The organism is Streptococcus sp. 2022WUSS083 (assembly GCF_044427155.1).
Classification (GTDB): Bacteria; Bacillota; Bacilli; order Lactobacillales; family Streptococcaceae; genus Streptococcus; species Streptococcus hashimotonensis.
This window is the reverse complement of the sequence record NZ_JAOTGK010000005.1, coordinates 104,007-123,530: the sequence shown is the minus strand read 5'-3', so window position 1 is coordinate 123,530 and position 19,524 is coordinate 104,007. Positions and strand designations below refer to the sequence as shown.

The window sequence follows — 19,524 nt, the reverse complement described above, 5'->3', positions numbered from 1 at the left end:
TTTTTACGCTATAATAGATAGAAGAAGAGGTAAGATATGGCAAACTTAAATCGATATAAATTTACATTTGGCGAGAAGCAATTAACCTTGACAACTGAGCATGATAATTTATTTATGGAAGAGATTGAGCGTATTGCACAGGAAAAATACCAAGCCATCAAAGAAAAGATGCCGACGGCGGACCCTGAAACCCTCGCGCTTTTGTTGGCAATCAATGCTCTATCCGTTCAACTAACGCGCGAGATGGCATTTGAACAAAAGGAACAAGAACTTGCAAGCGTCAAAGAAAAGGTCTTGAAAAAGAATGTGACCTTGATTGACTTAGATGAGCTTGAGGACAAGGTATGATTTCATTAGCAATTATTCTCATTTTGGCATGGAGTTTCTACATTGGCTACAGTCGTGGTCTAGTTCTACAGGCCTTTTATAGCATGGGAAGTATTATTGCTCTGGTGGTTGCAACGGCTACTTATAAAAAATTGGCATCCTTCCTTTATCTCTGGGTGCCATTTGCCAATGCTACTCAGGGGAGCTCCAACTATTATTTTGATGAGAAATATCTCTTTGACCTAGATATGGTATTTTATGCGGGATTGGCCTTTCTTTTGATATACGTCTTGGTTTATGCTATTGTGCGTTTCATAGGAATATTTGTCCATCTATTAGAGGCTTTTAATCCTGATACAAAAACGACCAATCTCATAAGCGGCGCCTTGGCTGTCTTGGTGACTTTTATTTCTCTTCAGATTGTCATGGTCTTGCTATCAACTATTCCGTTAGCGATGATTCAAGATAAATTGCACAGTAGTTTTCTTGCCAACATCATGATTCAGTACACACCATTCACTAGTAGCTTTTTAAAATCTCTCTGGTTGAGTAATATAGCAGGGTAAGGGAGACCTTATCCTTTTTATCGTCATTTATAATATTCTTCGAAAATCAAAATCAGACATTGTTGACTTGATTTGATGAGTGGGAGTGGGAAAGAACTCGAGCAGTCTAAAAGAGTTCGTCAACAATTTTTCGTTTTAAGTTGTTGAGCTGAAACAGTCTATCCCCAGACTGTTTCACTCCCACCCCCGCACAGTTGATTAGGTCAGATTTGGAGTGTGGAACACGAACAAATCTGCCAATCAACCACTGCGCTGAGATGTTGACACGAATTCTGAGAAGCGAGGATGGACTTTCTGCCCAGCCTCAGCCTGCTCCCTTGAAATATAAAAGGAACAGAGTTCTATCTGCATCAGAGCGAAACGAACTACGTTCGCCTATTTCCAACCTCTAAAGGTTCCCCCGAACCCTTGGAGCAAGTCTGATTTTGATTTTCATTGAGTATTAGTTGACTGTTATACCTTTAATGTAAGAGATTGGGAAAGACTATATTTTTATCTTTTATTGTTTTGATAATGAGATAAAGCTAAGGAAAAGACTAAGTAGGAACATATGAATAATAAAATTATTGAAACCCTTGAATTTCACAAGGTAAGACAAAAAATTGAGCCCTATCTCTTGACGGAACAGGGCTTTGAAGAATTACGACAGTTGGAGCCCATGGTGGAAGTCCATCGTATCCAACAGGCCTTCGACGAGTTGACAGACATAGCGCAGATTTTTGTGGAAAATCCTTATTTCAGTCTGGCTGCTACTAGTGACATCGGTCCAGCCATGCGTCGTTTGGAATTGGATACAGACCTCAATATCGCTGAATTATTAGCTGTTAAAAAGGTCTTGGAAGTTTCTAAATCTCTCTTGGATTTTTATGGAAATCTGGAAAATGTCAGTCTTAGCCAGCTGGATAAACTCTTTGAGAAGATTGAGCTTTTTCCACATTTACAGGGCTCCCTCCAGTCCATCAATGATGCTGGTTTTGTAGAGGATTTTGCCTCAGAAAAGCTGGCTCGTATTCGAAGAAAAATCCGTGAAGCTGAAGATCAAGTTCGTCAGGTCATGCAGGATATTTTGAAGACCAAGGGCGACATGCTGTCCGATAGTATTTTGGCAAGCCGTAATGGACGCAATGTCCTTCCTGTTAAAAATACCTATCGCAATAAGATTGCAGGGGTTGTCCATGACATTTCAGCTTCGGGTTCGACCGTTTATATTGAGCCGCGGGCAGTGGTGACCTTGAACGAAGAAATCAGTCACCTACGTGCAGAAGAACGCCATGAGCTCAACCGTATCTTGCAGGAATTGTCGGATATGCTCCGTCCGCATAGTGGCGTGATTCGTAACAATGCCTGGCTTATCGGGCATATTGATTTCGTCCGTGCTAAGCATCTCTTTGCGCGTGAACATCAAGCAGTTGTACCCAAACTATCTGAGAAGCAGGATATTGCTCTTCTCAACGTTCGACATCCGCTCATTGCTAAGCCTGTACCAAATGACCTTTATTTCGGTAGTCAGTTGACGGCTATCGTGATAACAGGTCCCAACACAGGTGGTAAGACCATCATGCTTAAGACCTTGGGATTGACCCATCTGATGGCTCAGTCTGGTTTGCCTATCTTGGCTGATAAGGGTAGTCGGGTAGCTATCTTCAAAGAAATTTTTGCGGATATTGGGGATGAACAGTCGATTGAGCAGAGTTTATCAACCTTCTCCAGTCACATGACCCACACGGTGGAGATTTTAAGAGCAGCTGATCAAGATTCTCTCATTCTATTTGACGAGTTGGGAGCTGGGACAGATCCGCAAGAGGGTGCGTCTTTGGCTATGGCTATTTTGGATGACCTTCGTCTGAGGGGGATCAAGACCATGGCAACCACCCACTACCCTGAGCTCAAGGCTTATGGGATCGAAACCCCTGGTATTGAAAATGCCAGCATGGAGTTTGATAGCAATAGCTTGCGTCCGACCTATAAGTTTATGCAGGGTGTTCCTGGTCGCTCCAATGCCTTTGAAATTGCCCGCCGTCTTGGTCTATCTGATATTATTATCCAGTCAGCCCAATCTTGGACGGATACAGATAGCGATGTGAACCGCATTATCGAGAAATTGGAAAGCCAAACGGTTGAAAGCCGTCGTCGCCTAGATAAGATTCGTGATGTGGAGCAAGAAAACTACAAGATGAATCGAGCCCTTCGTAAGCTCTATGACGAGCTCAATCGTGAGCGGGAAAATGAGCTCAACAAGGCACGTTTGGAGGCCAAGGAAATTGTAGATATGGCATTGGCAGAAAGCGAGGATATTCTCAAAAATCTTCATGCTGCAGCCAGTCTTAAGCCCCACCAGATTATCGAAGCCAAGGCAGAGCTGAAAAAGTTGGCGCCTGAAGTGGTGGATCTGTCTAAGAACAAAGTCTTGAAAAAAGCCAAAATTCAGCGGGAAGCCAAGGTGGGCGATGACATTATCGTTACAGCTTATGGACAACGTGGGACCTTGACCAATCAGCTCAAGGACGGGCGTTGGGAAGCTCAGGTTGGCTTGATTAAGATGACCTTGGCCAAAGATGAGTTTGAGTTAGTCAAGGCGGAAAAGGCAGAGCAGCCTAAGAAACGCCAGGTTCACACAGTCAAACGTGCCAATGTACGAGGACCAAAAGCCCGCTTAGATCTCCGTGGCAAACGCTACGAAGAGGCTATGATGGAGCTGGATGAATTTATCGACCAAGCCCTTCTCAACAATCTGGCACAAGTCGACATTGTCCACGGTATTGGTACAGGGGTTATCCGAGAAGGGGTGACAAAGTACCTTCGCCGAAACAAGCAAGTCAAGGAGTTCGGCTATGCCCCACAAAATGCAGGTGGCTCAGGCTGTACTATTGTGACGTTTAAATAGTAATCAACCGATGGGAGATTCTTATGATTATCAGAAAATATCAAACCAGTGATGAAAAAGGCTGGGTTTACTGTAAGGCACTCAGCTATCTCTTCTCTCCATTCTTTGATGATAGAGAAACAGAGAAACCCGAACTAATGACAGACGTTTATGATTATCGTGTGGAATGGGTGGCTGAAGTGGACGGGCAAATCGTTGGTCTAATTGACATCGATATTTACACGGAAGAGTGCAGCCAGTCTTATATTTACGCACCAAGTAAGCGAACAGCTTATTTTACTAACCTAGCAGTCCACCCTGATTTTCAAGGGCAGGGCATTGCACAAGCGCTTTTTGAAAAAGCAGAGCAGGAGTTGAGAGAGCAAGGTGTAGAGAAATTAGCCATCTTTACTCGTGAGGATGACGCAGCCAACCATTTATATCAAAAATGGGGTGGTAAGGTAGTCTGTTCGGATTATCTAGTGGTCGGAGCGCCACAAGATGTTCCAACCTTCCGCTTTGGAATTGATTTAGAGCGAGGTAGATTGTCCTTTTCAGATATGGAAGGTCAGCCAGTTCCCTACTATTTGAGAGAAGGTGTTTATGTAGTCAGTGAAGAAGCTGGCTTGGATCTCTTTGATATAGAAGATGTCTATCAAGAATTAACCTATGTGGTGGATTTAACAGAAAAAAGTTGAAACATTTTCACCTTTTTTCTGTTTTTGTAAATAAATCAGGTACGTGATTTCCCCCTCTTCCCTCTGCGGTCTAGTTTGGCTTGACCAATACGTTTTTCCAAGTCACTATTTTCTCGACACATCTATCTCCCCTCTTTTTCCCGTAGCACCTACTCTGTCACCTTGTCTCATTGTTACAATTGGATTTGATAAGCAAAACAATTTTTCATTTCTCGCTTGTATCGTTGCGGACAAGTTTGGCTTTACCCATTTGTTTTTACAACTGAAATTTTTATAGATAGGTTTAACTCATTTCTCTTCCGTAGCAAAAATTCGCTTTCTGTTTTTTTTTGGTGTAGAATGATAGTAGAAAAACAGAAACGGAGAAAATTATGGTTCAAGTTATTACAGATGCAAACTTTGAAGTTGAAACACAAGAAGGCGTAGTCCTTGTTGACTTTTGGGCACCATGGTGTGGTCCTTGTCGTATGCAAGCACCAATTTTGGAGCAATTGGCAGATGAAGTGGACGAAGATGAATTGCGTATTTACAAGATGGATGTTGATGAAAATCCAAACACAGCTCGTCAGTTTGGAATCATGTCTATCCCAACTCTTTTGTTCAAAAAAGATGGACAGGTTGTGAAACAAGTTGCTGGTGTCCACACGAAAGATCAAATCAAAGCTATCTTGGCAGAGATTGGTTAATTGAAAATGTAAACAAGTAGTGAGCTCAGATTCGCTACTTGTTTTTTCACAACTGAAGGCATGTTCAAAAATCAGATTGTGAAGGTTGGCACAAGATGTTATAATAACCTTATCATTGTCATTTTAGAAAGGTTAGATATGTCAACTATTAGTTACAAACCATTAAATCTTTATCGTCAGTTTAAAACAGCAGCTCAAGAGTTTCCAAATGTTGCCATTTATTTTGACCACCCCTACGCCTCCTTCCCTGAATTAGGATTGGAAAATACCTATCAAACAGTTTTTGAGGCCATTCAAAGAAGAGCTGCCCAATTTGCAGCGACAGGTATTGGCTATGGGGACAAGGTGGTTCTGTATAAGAGCCCAGCTTTTGACACCTATTTGTTAGCAGTAGCGGCAACAGCTTTGGGAGCAGTTCCTGTTATGATTTCCTACCATTTGCCATCTTCGAATTTAGATGTGTTTGCGGAGCGATTGGAAAAGTCTTTCATTGTCTATGACCAGGAAACGGAAGAACGTGTGGCAGGAATGACCCGAACTGACCTGGTTACAAAGGTATTTTTACCCCAAGTCCTAGTGCAAGAAGCAGTTGCTTTTGAAGAAAATCTCCTGCCAGAAGACGTCATTCAATACATGACCCATACTTCAGGAACAACAGGTGTTCCAAAACTAATCTGCCACACAGCACAGACCATGGGCTGGCGAGTAGCATGGCAACAGACTATTTTTGACAAGATGACGGAGAGAGGCTTGCTGGCCTTCCACATCTCCCCTGTTCATTCACGCTATAATATCGGCGTGTCGTCGGCGATTGGGCTAGGATTCCCCCTCTACCCGCTTTCTTCTGCAAGAAAAGATGATGTTGAACGGGCGCTTGCTCTTCATCGTCCAAGTGCTCTGGAAACCCATCCTAACAACTTTGTCCAATGGGCAAGATTGGCCAAGGAACAACCAGAGGTCTTTAGTAGCATTCGTTATTACCATTCAACCTTTGATGCTATCAATATTGGTACGCTTCGCGCCTTCTTGGAGGCTTCTAAAGAGCAACATCCAGTCTTTATGCAGGTTTATGGTCAAAGTGAATGTGGTCCAATGATTTTACGTTACCATCGTTTGGAAAATCTAGGAACAGTTAGCGGACGAGATATGGGGATTGGTCTGGAAGGTTACACAGAAGCACGCATCACAGATGCCCAAGGGAATCCTCTCCCAGCTGGAGAAAACGGACATATCCAGTTCCTGTCAAAAGGCCGTGCTGTGACCTACTATAAAGAAGATGCCCGCTTCCAAGAAAATGTGTACGGTGCTTGGTGGGATAGTGGTGACTACGGATGCATGACTCCAGAGGGTACACTTCTTCTAAAAGACCGTCAAGTTGACCTGATTGAGCACATCGACAGCAATCTAGCCTTGGAAGATTTATTGCTGGATAAATTGGACTTTTTATCAGAAGTCGTGATTATCCGCGATGTCAATGGTGCACCGCAGCCGATTATTGCTCTGGCAGAAGATGCTGGGATGAACTGGGAAGCTTGGTGGGCAATGGTTGCAGATCTACCACTATTGAAAGAACCCATCTTGATGGCTTATGACGACATTCCACGTACTGCGACCATGAAGGTTCAACGCCTCAAAATGGAAGCAGAAATGAAAGAAAAAAATCTGTAAGGGTGACGAAACCACGCTTGCAGATAAGAAGGAGTTCACATGAAAGAAATTTACCTAGCAGGCGGTTGTTTCTGGGGGATGGAAGGCTACTTTTCCCAGATTGATGGTATTCTTGACACCAGTGTTGGCTATGCCAATGGACAGGTGGAGACGACCAATTATCAACTCCTCAAACAAACAGATCACGCAGAAACGCTCTATCTAGCCTATGATGAGACTCGTATCCATTTGCGGGAAATTCTCCTCTACTATTTCCGCGTCATTGATCCCTTCTCTGTCAATCAGCAGGGGCCTGACAAGGGGCGCCAGTATCGGACGGGTATCTATTACACAGATGAGGCTGATTTGCCGACCATCGAGCAGGTCATGACGGAGCAGTCCCAGATCTTTGGCGGACGCCCCCTAGCCGTTGAAGTGGAGCCACTCGCGCATTACATCCCCGCCGAAGACTACCATCAGGATTATCTCAAGAAAAATCCCCAAGGCTACTGCCATATCGATCTTGGGCAGGCAAAAATCCCTCTGATTGATGTTGCAGACTACCAAAAGCCAGACCAGCAAGTCTTAAAAGACAGCTTGACCGACCTCCAGTATCAAGTCACTCAAGAAGCTGCGACGGAAAGACCCTTCGAAAATGAGTTTTGGAATAGCGACCAAGCTGGCATCTACGTCGATATTACGACTGGTGAGCCCCTCTTTCTCTCGACGGACAAATTCGACTCAGGCTGCGGCTGGCCCTCCTTTACCAAACCAATCAGCAAGGAAGTTGCGACTTATTTCCAAGATCTCTCCCACGGCATGAACCGCATCGAAGTCCGCAGTCGGGCTGGTCATGCTCATTTAGGTCATGTCTTTGATGACGGACCGCGTGACAAGGGTGGATTACGTTACTGTATCAACTCAGCAGCCCTTCGTTTCATACCGAGAGAGGAAATGGAAGAAGCAGGATATGGCCTGTTTTTGGAGTTGCTTAAATAAATTTATGAGCGCAGAAAGTCTATTCGCAAAGAATAGGCTTTTTGTGTATTAAAATTGTATGTTTAAAAAGATGATTTTGATATAATAATTTATATATAGATGTTATTTTAATTGGACAGGTGATCTATTTTTATCGGGTTTGAGCGATTAGAAACATCGCCTTTTCTTATATTTTAGAGAATAGGAAGACAGGTGATTGTGATGAAAGGAAAATTTGTACTTGTATCGACTATCATTCTAGCCGTCTTTATGATTTGGTTGGGCGTCAGCCAAAAGGAGACTATGCTAGTTCATTATTATCCTTCTGTGACCACCTTGTCGGTATCTGAGGACGTGACTTACTCAGATGTACGACAGCGATTAGAGGAATATTCTCAACAGACGGATAGTGTGATTGCCAGGCGGATAATTGAGCCAAGTACATCAGGTGGACGTACCTTTTCCTATGACAATTTTAGTCAGTCTTCCCTACCAAGAGGACTGGAGGAATTTCAGGCATCAGAAAAAATGGAGTCTGCACTTCTAGCCAAATATTTTATTCTCCAAGGAAAAGCGACGGTAGAGGAACTTCGGTCTCTTCTTGTTTCGATTGGATTTGACGAGGTTCAGATTCGGAAGCCTTCGACTATTGCTACTTTACTCGCATTTCTGACACAAGGTGGTCAATTCTTAGCCATACTGGTCTTTCTCATTACCTATATGGCTTTGGTAGTGGTTGCCAATGTAAGGCAGTTGCGTACAGCAGGTATCCGTTTGATTGCAGGAGATTCACGTTGGCATTTATTTCTACTATCTCTACAGGAAAATGCGAAAGAGATAGCTCTAACTATCCCATTTGCGGTTCTTCCAGCAGTTGGACTGGCCTACCTCATTGGATTAGATAGCTATTCTGTCTACTATCTGGTCGCAGCTCTAGTAGGCTATCATTTCTTGCTTGGTTTGATTGCCCTTTTTTTCGCTGCTACATTTACCTTGGCCATTCGAACCTATCACTTTTTACTCTTGTTAAAAGGGAAGATGCCCCTGCAAGGAATCCTGACCATTATGGTTATGGGACAAATGCTGGCTCTACTGGTAGTGTCATTGGGTATGTCTCAAACCGTCTATTATTCAGGAATTTGGCAGGAATACCAAGCAGGCACCCAGCAGTGGGAGAAAGAAGAGGATTACTATAGTTTAGCTTGGAATATTTCTGCGGATGATCGCTCAGGACTAAATTCGTCTGAAAATTGGTATCCTTTACTAAAGCAAGCTTTGGAGGAAGACGGAGCTATCTTTGTCAAAAGCAATTTGAATGCCTATTTAATGGGCTCCCAACTGGAAGATGGGACAAGCCTTGACAGCTACCATCCAGCAGGCAACACCCTCTACGTTAGTCCAAATTATTTGCAGATACAGGATGTAGACTTGTCGGACGAAGCATTACCTTCTCTACAAGAAGGAGAATTTCAACTTCTATTACCTGAAACATTGCGTCCTGAAAGTGATAGGTATCTCCATCTTTACCAAGATTATATCAATCGTATGGTTAGACCTGCTAATCAAGCAAGCTCAGCTACCATCAAGGGAAAAGTTGCCTATTTAAAAGATGGGCAGAAGCAATTTATCTACAATCATCGTTCTGGTCAACATGTGCAATATTTGAAAGACCCTATTTTAGTTGTGCTGACACCGTCAAGTCTGGGAGAGGAATCTGCTGACTTTTGGCTGAATGAAGTAGATAGCAGTATTTTATTTAAAAACAGAGATAAACTTTTGCGCGAATTGAAGGCAAGAAATCTGTTTCAGTTTGTCAATGAAGTGAGAAGTAGTTCCTCCCTCTTTACAGAACTTTTAGATCGTATTCGGATAGAGACCATTTCAACATCTATGGGTGCTATTTTAGGGATTGTGACATCAATTATCCTGTTTAATACCATGAATCTATTATACTTCGAAGAGTTTAAACGTGATATTTTTATCAAAGAAATTGCAGGGATGGATTTCTTGGGAATCCATAAGAAATACCTAACGTTCCAACTGCTTTTCCTCTTGTTGGCTCTTGGAGCAAGCATGGCAGTGACAGGTCACATTTTCATAAGTAGTATCAGTTTTGCCTTGTTTATGGTCAATGCCCTCTGTTTATTGAGGTGGCAGGCGAGGAAAGAAGGAGCTTGGAATATCCGTATTTTGAAAGGAGCCTAGTATGTTTTCTATCCAATCAATTCAAAAGAAATTTGGGAAACGCAGCTTGTTTTCTGATGTAACGCTAGACTTACAGGCTGGAAAGGTCTATGCCTTGATAGGTGCCAGTGGTAGTGGAAAAACGACCTTGCTGAATATTTTAGCCAAGTTGGAGTCCTATGATGCAGGTGATATTCTCTACAAGGGGAAGGATTTGAAAAAGTTGAAGCCCCATCTCTTTTTTAGGGAGGAATTAGGCTATCTCTTTCAGAATTTTGGTCTTTTAGAAAGTCAGACAATCAGAGAAAATCTGGATTTGGGACTGATTGGTCAGAAATTGTCCAAAGACGAAAGGAAATCGCGGCAGGAAGAGGCACTTGATGCAGTTGGTCTGTCTTATCTGGACTTGTCCCAGCCTATCTATGAACTCTCAGGAGGGGAAGCTCAGCGGGTAGCACTTGCTAAAGTCATCCTGAAAAATCCTCCATTGATTTTAGCAGATGAGCCGACGGCTGCCTTAGATCCTAATAGCTCCCAAGAAATTATGGATATTTTGTTATCCTTGAAGAGCCCAGAACGGCTAATTGTGATTGCGACCCACAATCCTTTGATTTGGGAGCGAGCAGACCTTATCATAAAAATGGAAGACTTGTAAAAATTCATACTCTTCGAAAATCAAAATTATCCGTTGTCAAGAGCCTTGATGAGTGAAAAGCTCCGGTGGAGCTTTTCAGCCTGTTACCTTGAAACAAGACAGTAACAGAGTTCTATCTTCGGCTTCGTTTCCTAGGCCACTTTTGATTTTCATTGAGTATCAGAAAATATTCTTGATTTTTTCGTGAAATTAGATTAAAATAAAACTAGATAAAACTGAATAACCGGTTGATATTGGGTAGAAGGGAAACTGACTGTTCAATGGACGGAACTCTGGAGAGACCATTTTGGCACCGAAGGGGCAAGGTAGTTCTGCTTGGAAAAGTAGAGCTACTGAAACTCTCAGGTAAAAGGACAGAGCGTTGAAAAATAGGCTTTTTCTGTATTTTTCACGTTGATTCTAGAGGTTGAAGGGTTCAGCCTCTTTTTGTTTTTCCGGCAGCTTTATCGGATTAAGAATTATGCTTAGGAGGAACTATGTTAGAACTATTTAAGGCTATCAACAATCTTGTTTGGGGACCGCCTCTCTTAATACTTTTGGTCGGTACGGGTGTTTACTTTACACTCCGTTTAGGGATGTTTCAAGTTAGCAAGTTACCAACCGCCTTTCGTTTGATTTTCTCTAGTGACCAGTCTGGTCAGGGAGATGTGTCTAGCTTTGCGGCTCTTTGTACAGCTTTGGCAGCGACAGTTGGTACGGGAAATATCGTCGGAGTGGCAACAGCCATTACGACAGGTGGACCGGGGGCTCTTTTCTGGATGTGGGTAGCGGCCTTTTTCGGGATGGCAACCAAGTATGCGGAAGGATTTTTAGCCATTAAATACCGTACCAAGGATGCCAACGGTCAAGCAGCAGGTGGGCCTATGCACTATATCACCTTGGGGATGGGACAGAAGTGGAAACCCTTGGCTGTTTTCTTTGCTGTCTCAGGTGTCCTCGTAGCGCTTTTGGGAATGGGGACATTTTCACAGGTTAATTCGATTGCATCTTCCATGTCTTCGAGTTTTGGCTTAGCTCCCCAGTTGGTCAGCATTGTGACAGCCATTTCAATTGCTTTCTTTATCTTTGGGGGAATTGAAAAAATATCGGATGTTTCGACCAAAATCGTTCCTTTCATGGCGATTTTATACATTTTGGCAAGTTTGATAGTCTTGTTAGTTCACTGGAATGAACTGTTGCCGACACTTGGTTTGGTTCTGAAATCTGCCTTCTCACCTGCAGCAGCAGTAGGTGGCTTTGTAGGGGCAACTGTAAAAGAAGCAATCCAACGTGGTATTGCGCGTGGAGTGTTTTCAAATGAATCTGGTCTAGGTTCGGCGCCTATCGCAGCTGCGGCAGCCAAATCGGATAATCCTGTTGAGCAGGGATTGATTTCTATGACGGGTACCTTTATCGATACGATTATTATCTGCACCTTAACAGGTTTGACAATCTTGGTAACAGGTCAGTGGTCTGTCGAAGGATTGGAAGGAGCTCCTCTGACACAGGCAGCTTTTGCAACAGTTTTTGGCAATACAGGATCTATTGCCTTGACGATTAGTTTGGTACTTTTTGCTTTTACAACTATTCTCGGATGGTCTTACTATGGTGAACGCTGTATCGAGTTTCTATTCGGTACCAAATCCATCTTGCCTTATCGTCTGTTATTTGTGGCAATGGTAGCCCTTGGTGGTTTCCTCAAACTAGACTTGATTTGGACCATTGCAGATATTGTAAATGGTCTCATGGCCCTACCAAACTTGATTGCCTTACTAGCTCTCTCTCCTGTTATCATCAAGGAGACACGCCAGTATTTTGCAAAGAAGAAATAAGATAAAAGACAGTCGTTTGGCTGTCTTTTTGTTCTTTTAGGATGTTTTCTGCTATAATTATCTCATGAATGATTTTATTACCAAGTATTTGTCTCAATTTAATATTGAGGCCATTGTGACAGCGGGTCTAAATAAGGTTTTATCGCTTGTTTTACTCTTTGTTGCATTTTACATTATCAAGAAGATAGCCAAAGCTTCTGTGAAAAAGGTTTTGGTTCCCTCTCTAAAGGTATCTACACAAGACATTGGTCGTCAGAAGACCATCAGTCGTCTGGTGGAAAGCATCCTAAATTACCTACTCTACTTTATCCTTATCTACTGTATTTTGAGTGTCCTCGGTTTACCTGTATCCAGTCTTCTTGCAGGAGCCGGGATTGCTGGGGTAGCTGTTGGGCTGGGCGCACAAGGTTTTCTCTCAGACTTGGTCAATGGATTCTTTATCTTAATTGAACGACAGTTTGACGTCGGAGATGTGGTTAAGTTAACCAACGGACCCATTACCATTTCAGGAACCATCGTTAGCATGGGAATCCGAACAACACAAGTACGTGATGCAGATGGGACATTGCATTTTATTCCCAATCGCAACATTCTAGTGGTGTCCAATCAGTCAAGAGGGGACATGCGGGCTCAAATCGATATTCCACTCAAATTTAATACCGATTTGGAACAAGTCTATCGCGTAATAGAAGAGGTCAATTTGAGGGAAATCAGCAATTTTGACCAGATTACAGGTGTGACTGTATTAGGCCCCCAAAACGCTATTTCGGGACAGTTTGTATTTCGTGTTAATCTTTTCGTAGCCAACGGTCAACAGAACAAGATCTATCATCAATTCTTTGGTTTTTATCAAGATGCTCTGCGTCAAGCAGGAATAGATTTACCTTCAAGTGGACCAACTGTTTTAAAATAAGGAGTTTATTATGCAAACAAAAGATTTTGTCGTTGAAAATGGGCAGATGTATTATAAGAAGAAACCCTTGTACAAACAGCCTCTCTTTTGGACGACCATTGCTGGTGCCGTCCTCTCCTTTATCCTAGGAGTAACCTGTTTTATTTTTATGATTGGCCTAAGCGCAGCAAATTTTGATAATTGGGATACAGGTAGTGACGGGTACATTGATGAGACTGTGGAATACACGGAGTATCAAGTTGGTGACTCAGTTGATTTTTCTAACGGTCTTCATGTAACAGTAACGTCTATGGGCAAAGACGATAGCATAGAACTAGTAGATAGCTACTACAGCACAGCTTATGTTGTTGAAATGGAAGTTGAAAATTCGACCGCAGAAGAACTCTATTTTGACGAATACTATTTCAGTCTCATGGATCCCGTTAGTCAGATTCCCTTTACCCTGGATTTGCGGACCTATGATGTGAATCTAGTTGAAAAGCTGAAGCCAGGAGAGAAAGTACAAGTAAAACTTATCTACGGTATAGATAATGAAACAAACTTTGGTTTTACCTACGAAGATGCCATGTGGACGGAATTAGTCGCAGAAGGTATCTAATTGCTGTAGAAAAAGTTTTAAATACTGCACAATTTACGGGTTTACAACGCCCCTTGGTTCAGATTGTTCGGCTTGGTAATCGACCTATCTGTTATTTTTACATTTTAAAAAGGAGAACATGTTTATCCACTGTTCTCCTCTTCTTTTAATGAAAAATACCCCCAAAATTAGCACGTCAATTTTGGGGGCGTTTTTATTATAGTTTAGTAAACTAAAAGTAAGCTTATACCAAACCTTGGGCAATCATGCTATCCGCAATTTGTTCAAAGGCTGCGATGTTAGCACCTGCAAGGTAGTCTGTACCAAGGTCGTATTTTTCAGCAGTTTCTTTGGCTGTGTTGAAGATATTTGCCATGATGTCTTTAAGACGGCCGTCTACTTCTTCACGAGTCCATGAAAGACGAAGGCTGTTTTGGCTCATTTCAAGGGCAGATACAGCTACACCACCAGCGTTGGCAGCTTTTGCAAGACCGTAAAGAACGCCGTTTTCTTTATAAACTTTGATAGCATCAAGGTCAGATGGCATGTTGGCACCTTCAGCCACACAGTAAACGCCATTTTTCACAAGGGCAGCAGCTTGCTCGCCGTTGATTTCGTTTTGAGTCGCACATGGAAGGGCAATATCAGCCTTGCCGTCGTAGTTCCATACAGAACCTTCGAAGTACTTAGCAGTTGCTTTTTCTGCAGCGTATTCTGTCAAACGAGCGCGGCGTTTTTCTTTGATGTCCACCAAGAGGTCGAAGTCGATACCAGTTTCGTCAATGATGTAACCATTTGAGTCTGAAACAGAGATGACTTTTGCACCAAGTTCAGTCGCTTTTTGAACAGCATATTGTGCAACGTTACCAGAACCTGAGATAAGGACTGTTTGGTCTTTGAAGGATTTACCGTTTGCTGCCAACATGTTATCAGTGAAGTAAACCAAACCGTAACCAGTTGCTTCTGGGCGGATCAATGAACCACCAAAGCCAAGAGGTTTACCAGTCAAGACACCTGCATCAAACTGGCGGAGGCGTTTGTATTGACCGTACATGTAACCAATCTCACGACCACCGACACCGATGTCACCAGCAGGGACGTCAAGTGAAGGTCCGATGTGTTTTTGCAATTCAGTCATGAAGCTTTGGCAGAAGCGCATGATTTCAGCATCAGTTTTTCCTTTAGGATCAAAGTCTGAACCACCTTTACCACCGCCGATTGGAAGACCAGTCAAGACGTTTTTGAAGATTTGCTCAAAACCGAGGAACTTCAAGATGGATTGGTTTACAGTTGGGTGGAAGCGAAGACCGCCTTTGTAAGGACCTACAGCTGAGTTGAACTGAACACGGTAGCCACGGTTGACTTGAACATTTCCATCTTTATCTGTCCATGGAACACGGAAGCTGATGATACGCTCAGGCTCAACGATACGGGCCAAGATGTTTTCTTCGATGTATTCTGGGTGTGCTTCAAAAACAGGCTCAAGTGTAGAGAAGAGCTCTTCTACAGCTTGGAGGAATTCTGTTTCATGTGGGTTGCGGGCTTTGACTGCTTCAAAAGAAGCTTGGATGTAAGCTTTGGCATTTGACATGGGATCACCTGATTTCTTTTTTATTTATTAAATTGTCTGACAATTTAATTTATCTGATAATTATTATAGCACCATGATTTTTAAATGTAAAGAAAAAAATGATAATTTTTCTAAACTTTCTGAGCAAGTTGCGAGTAGATAAAAAGTAGACTTTCTTTACATACGAACATTGACAAATGAGGAATGATGGTATAATATAAAAGTTGTAAGTAAAATATAGGGGTATATATATGAAAAAGAAATCTGTTGCTATTCCAGTAACGCTTGCTACAGGTGTTTTAGCTGTTGGGACAGTTGGTTTTCAAGCAAACCAAGTCAGTGCCGATACTATTGTTCCTACTGTCTCAGAAGAACAAGCTACACCAGTAAAAGTTGTTAGTGAGCAAGAGCTTGCAAGTGCACAGGCAGCTGTGACAGAAGCTGAGCAAGTTGCCCAAGCTGCTTCAAATACTGCTACGGCTAAGGAACAAGTTGCTGCTAACGCTGTTCAAGGCGTTGTGGAGGCGACTGATAATCTAGCAAAAGCTGAAGAGCTTGTAGCGAAGGCTACTGAGGCAGAAATCGAAAAGACTCAGACTACTATAGAAGAGTTAAAAGAAACAGCTGCCAGTCAAGAAACAGCTCAAACTCTTGCTGAAAAGGAACTGGCTGAGGCTAAGCAGGCTGAAAAGGTTCCAGCTGAGAAGGTGGCTCAAGCACAAACAGCCTATGAAAAAGCTAATTCTACATTATCTGCTGCACAAGCTACGGCTACAGCAGCAACTAACCAAGTTGCCGAAGCCCAAGCCGCTCTTGCAACAGCAGAAGCAAATGTAGCGACAACTACCAACCAAGTTGCAACTGCCGAGCAAGCAGTTCAGGCAGCCCAAACCGCTTTGCAAACGGCTGAACAAGCCGATAAGGAAACAGCTCAACAATTGGCGGTAGCCAAGGAGAACTTAGCTCAAGCCAAACAAGCACAGGCCACTGCTGAGGCTGATTTGGCTACAAAAGTAGCTGCGGTGACTACGGCTGAATCAAGTGTTAAAGAAGCCCAAGCGGCAGTTGCAGCAGCAGAAGCATATCTAGCTAGTTTGGTTTCAGATGGAACAGAATTAACTCCGCTAGAATTCTTCGGAGCAGAGGTTGAAGAGCCGTCTGAAGGAAATGCTATGGTGGGTGTGTCAGGCACTTTCTACGAACCTGATCAAGCAGCTATCTTAGCTAGAATTAATGAAATTCGTAAGGAAGCTTTTGATGAAGGCCTTGTAGATCGTTATGTACCTCTTAAGTGGTCAACTATTTTAGAGTATACAACTCAAATTCGTGCTGCAGAGGCAGAGTATACCTTGGGTCACATTCGTTGGACAGATAAGAGCATCTTTACTGTAGACACTGATAATCCTGAAATTGTAGCCGTACGTTCTGAGAATTTGGCTTGGAATTTTGGTCGATCAGGTGAGGCAATGTTGACTGCTATTGAGCAGTTTTATGCAGAAAAAGAAGATTTTGTGAACCAGACTCCGGATGCGGTAGTAGGTCACTATGTATCACTAATCAACCCGAATTACACCCATACAGCCCTATCAGCTTTCTTGTCAGCTGGCAATGATGGTTGGACAGGTGTGGCACAACACTTTACTGTAGGGGATACCACAGAAGAAGCGGTTGGTTTGTATGGTGATGCCGTACAGATTTTAGAAGCCAAAGAAGATTATTTATTTGATTACGAATTGCTAACGCCTGAAATAATATCAGATGTTAATCAGAATATAGTGCTGAATGTTTCAGCAGTTTTTGCCCCTTACGATGACTATGCCCGTGTCGTATCTGTTTATTCAGGACTAACTTGGGAATCTGCTGATGAGAACATTGCTGTAGTTTCAGAAACAGGCGTGCTTACAGGTATCTCAGAAGGCGAAACAAGCGTGTATGTAACCTTCCCAAATGGCAAGAAAGAAACGGTCAAAGTCAAAATAGTTGATATTCAAAAAGCACGCGATGCAGTTGAGCAAGCTAAAGCGAATTTAGCGAAGCAGGAGGCCGAACTTGCGAAAGCTAAGACAGCACGTCAAGCGGCACAGACAAGCGTAGAGACTGCGAAAGCTACCGTTGCAAATCGTCAAACAACTTATAACCAATTATTATCTGTTGAGTCTAAAGTCACGAAAGCTCAAGCGGAACTTGATAAGGCTCAAGCTACTCTTACGGATGCAAAAGAAAAAGCAGCCGCTGCAAAACAAGACTTAACTACTGCTGAGCAGACACTTGCTGATAAAGAACAAGCGGCAAGTGTTGCAAAACAAGATTTATCAGTCGCTCAAGCAGCCCATACGACTGCAAAAAATGCTTTATCAGAAGCACAGGCAAGCCTATCCGCTTTACAGGAAATAACTGCAACGAAAGAAGCAGCTTTGAAACTTGCAGAGGCTAACCTTGCCAAAACAGTCGCAGATTTGAAAGCAGCAGAAGCTTATCTTGCAAGCTTACTCAATGCACAAGAGAACTATCGTCTAGCTCAGCAATTGCTTGAGGAGGCGAAAGTAGCGGCAGCAGAAGCTCTTGCGCAACGTGATGCAGCCTTGGAAGCTAAACAAGCAGCGCAGACAGATTTTGAAACTGCTCTAGCAAAATATAAGAGCATGAGACTTGCTTATGAAGCACAGTTAGCTTTGCAAAAAGCGGCGGAAACTAAAGAATTGAAGCAGGCTCCTGTAGCGACTCCTAAACCATTGTCAAAACCAGAAGTTTCTCAAACAAGTAGCAAGGTAACTGCAACTCAAACTAAGACTCTACCTGCAACAGGTTCTGTCGAGTCAATGTTAGGATTGACAGGTTTGGCATTGCTAGGAACATTAGCTCTTGCTAACCAGCGTAGACGTAGAAACTAATAACCTAGAGAGAGTTCCAGTTGGACTCTCTTTTTAAAATACGAACATTGACAGCGATTTGCCTCATCTCGAGAGAAGCTATGCTATAATGAAACAAATAAAAAAGACGCTCTTTGTTATGCCAATTGGGAAAGCCGTCAGTTTTTTATGGCTGGTTGACAATGGTTGGTATCTATTGAGCGAAAATAGGAGGAAAGATGGTTTCAACAGCAACGACACTCGGTGGATTTACCTTTGATAATTGTTTGATGAATGCGGCAGGGGTTTGGTGCATGACCAAGGAAGAATTGGATGCGGTTAAGAACTCGAAGGCGGGGACTTTTGTAACCAAAACAGCAACCTTGGACTACCGCGCGGGTAATCCAGAACCACGTTATCAGAATGTTCCGCTTGGTTCTATCAATTCGATGGGTTTACCAAATCAGGGCTTGGCTTACTATTTGGATTATCTACTAGAATTGCAGGAAATGGAGCCAGAACGCACATTTGTTTTATCTTTAGTTGGAATGTCGCCTGATGAGACTCACGAGATTTTGAGAACTGTAGAAGCCAGTGATTTTAAGGGGCTGACAGAGTTAAATCTTTCTTGTCCCAATGTCCCTGGAAAACCGCAGATTGCCTATGATTTTGAAACGACAGAAACCATCTTGCAGGAGGTCTTCACTTACTTTACCAAACCACTTGGTATTAAGTTACCCCCTTATTTTGATATTGTGCATTTTGACCAAGCAGCAGCGATTTTCAACCAGTTTCCTTTGAAGTTTGTCAACTGTGTCAATTCGATTGGAAATGGTCTTTATATCAAGGATGAGTCAGTTGTCATCAAGCCTAAAAATGGTTTTGGTGGTATCGGTGGAGAGTATATCAAGCCGACTGCTCTTGCCAATGTCCACGCTTTTTACCAACGCTTGAAACCGGAGATTCAGATTGTTGGGACTGGTGGCGTCTTGACAGGTCGGGATGCCTTCGAACACATTCTCTGTGGAGCCAGCATGGTTCAAGTTGGAACAACCCTGCAAAAGGAAGGTGTGGCAGCCTTTGAACGCATTACGGCTGAATTGCAGGCCATCATGGCTGAAAAAGGCTACGAGACCATTGAAGATTTTCGTGGCAAGCTACAGCACTTAGATGACTGAGATCATCTGTTGAAGACATAAA

General features: G+C 42.9%; 15 protein-coding genes and 1 riboswitch. Of the genes, 14 read left to right on the top strand and 1 reads right to left on the bottom strand.

All coding sequences use genetic code 11. The annotated features are described in order from the left end of the window. Positions 1-36: 36 nt before the first annotated feature. The 12 genes from ODU41_RS07850 (at position 37) to ODU41_RS07795 (ending at position 13,926) form a co-directional block, all read left to right on the top strand. Complete coding sequence (locus ODU41_RS07850) at positions 37-348, top strand: hypothetical protein (RefSeq protein WP_002935948.1); 312 nt, start codon at positions 37-39, stop codon at positions 346-348. Further along, positions 345-893 (top strand): CvpA family protein, encoded by a 549-nt coding sequence (locus tag ODU41_RS07845; protein ID WP_002935945.1) that lies wholly within the window; start codon positions 345-347, stop codon positions 891-893. The genes ODU41_RS07850 and ODU41_RS07845 overlap by 4 nt, the downstream gene beginning before the upstream one ends. Before the next feature lie 550 nt (positions 894-1,443). Further along, positions 1,444-3,777 (top strand): endonuclease MutS2, encoded by a 2,334-nt coding sequence (locus ODU41_RS07840; RefSeq protein ID WP_398578869.1) that lies wholly within the window; start codon positions 1,444-1,446, stop codon positions 3,775-3,777. Between the two features lie 23 nt (positions 3,778-3,800). Next, on the top strand, positions 3,801-4,454 hold the full coding sequence (locus tag ODU41_RS07835; RefSeq protein ID WP_044668969.1) for a GNAT family N-acetyltransferase: 654 nt from the start codon (positions 3,801-3,803) through the stop codon (positions 4,452-4,454). Positions 4,455-4,825: 371 nt separating this feature from the next. Beyond that, a complete protein-coding gene (trxA, locus tag ODU41_RS07830) occupies positions 4,826-5,140 on the top strand; it encodes a thioredoxin (RefSeq protein ID WP_012775426.1) in 315 nt (104 codons plus the stop codon). A gap of 138 nt (positions 5,141-5,278) precedes the next feature. Beyond that, entirely contained in the window at positions 5,279-6,808 is a 1,530-nt protein-coding gene (locus ODU41_RS07825) for an AMP-binding protein (RefSeq protein ID WP_105134535.1), read from the top strand. A gap of 39 nt (positions 6,809-6,847) precedes the next feature. After that, on the top strand, positions 6,848-7,786 hold the full coding sequence (gene msrB / locus ODU41_RS07820; RefSeq protein ID WP_105134536.1) for a peptide-methionine (R)-S-oxide reductase MsrB: 939 nt from the start codon (positions 6,848-6,850) through the stop codon (positions 7,784-7,786). A gap of 201 nt (positions 7,787-7,987) precedes the next feature. Beyond that, positions 7,988-9,970, top strand: a complete 1,983-nt coding sequence (locus ODU41_RS07815; protein WP_398578868.1) for a DUF1430 domain-containing protein — start codon at positions 7,988-7,990, stop codon at positions 9,968-9,970. A gap of 1 nt (position 9,971) precedes the next feature. Then, complete coding sequence (locus ODU41_RS07810) at positions 9,972-10,604, top strand: ABC transporter ATP-binding protein (protein WP_105134537.1); 633 nt, start codon at positions 9,972-9,974, stop codon at positions 10,602-10,604. Between the two features lie 262 nt (positions 10,605-10,866). Beyond that, a riboswitch (glycine riboswitch) is annotated at positions 10,867-10,971 on the top strand. A gap of 109 nt (positions 10,972-11,080) precedes the next feature. Next, positions 11,081-12,415 (top strand): sodium:alanine symporter family protein, encoded by a 1,335-nt coding sequence (locus ODU41_RS07805; RefSeq protein WP_105134538.1) that lies wholly within the window; start codon positions 11,081-11,083, stop codon positions 12,413-12,415. A gap of 64 nt (positions 12,416-12,479) precedes the next feature. Beyond that, positions 12,480-13,328, top strand: a complete 849-nt coding sequence (locus tag ODU41_RS07800) for a mechanosensitive ion channel family protein (protein WP_024384756.1) — start codon at positions 12,480-12,482, stop codon at positions 13,326-13,328. Positions 13,329-13,338: 10 nt separating this feature from the next. Continuing rightward, positions 13,339-13,926: a DUF4352 domain-containing protein gene (locus ODU41_RS07795; RefSeq protein WP_398578867.1), complete on the top strand. Its 588-nt coding sequence runs from the start codon at positions 13,339-13,341 to the stop codon at positions 13,924-13,926. 223 nt (positions 13,927-14,149) lie between these two features. On the opposite strand, the gene gdhA is transcribed toward ODU41_RS07795, so the two are convergent. Then, positions 14,150-15,496 (bottom strand): NADP-specific glutamate dehydrogenase, encoded by a 1,347-nt coding sequence (gdhA, locus tag ODU41_RS07790; protein WP_014636785.1) that lies wholly within the window; start codon positions 15,494-15,496, stop codon positions 14,150-14,152. A 230-nt stretch (positions 15,497-15,726) separates the two neighbouring features. Between gdhA and ODU41_RS07785 the strand changes: the two genes are divergently transcribed. Together ODU41_RS07785 and ODU41_RS07780 are read left to right on the top strand one after the other, a co-directional pair. After that, positions 15,727-18,366, top strand: coding sequence for an LPXTG cell wall anchor domain-containing protein (locus ODU41_RS07785; protein WP_398578866.1), 2,640 nt, complete (start codon positions 15,727-15,729; stop codon positions 18,364-18,366). Positions 18,367-18,563: 197 nt separating this feature from the next. After that, entirely contained in the window at positions 18,564-19,502 is a 939-nt protein-coding gene (locus ODU41_RS07780) for a dihydroorotate oxidase (RefSeq protein ID WP_015646373.1), read from the top strand. Positions 19,503-19,524 lie beyond the last annotated feature (22 nt).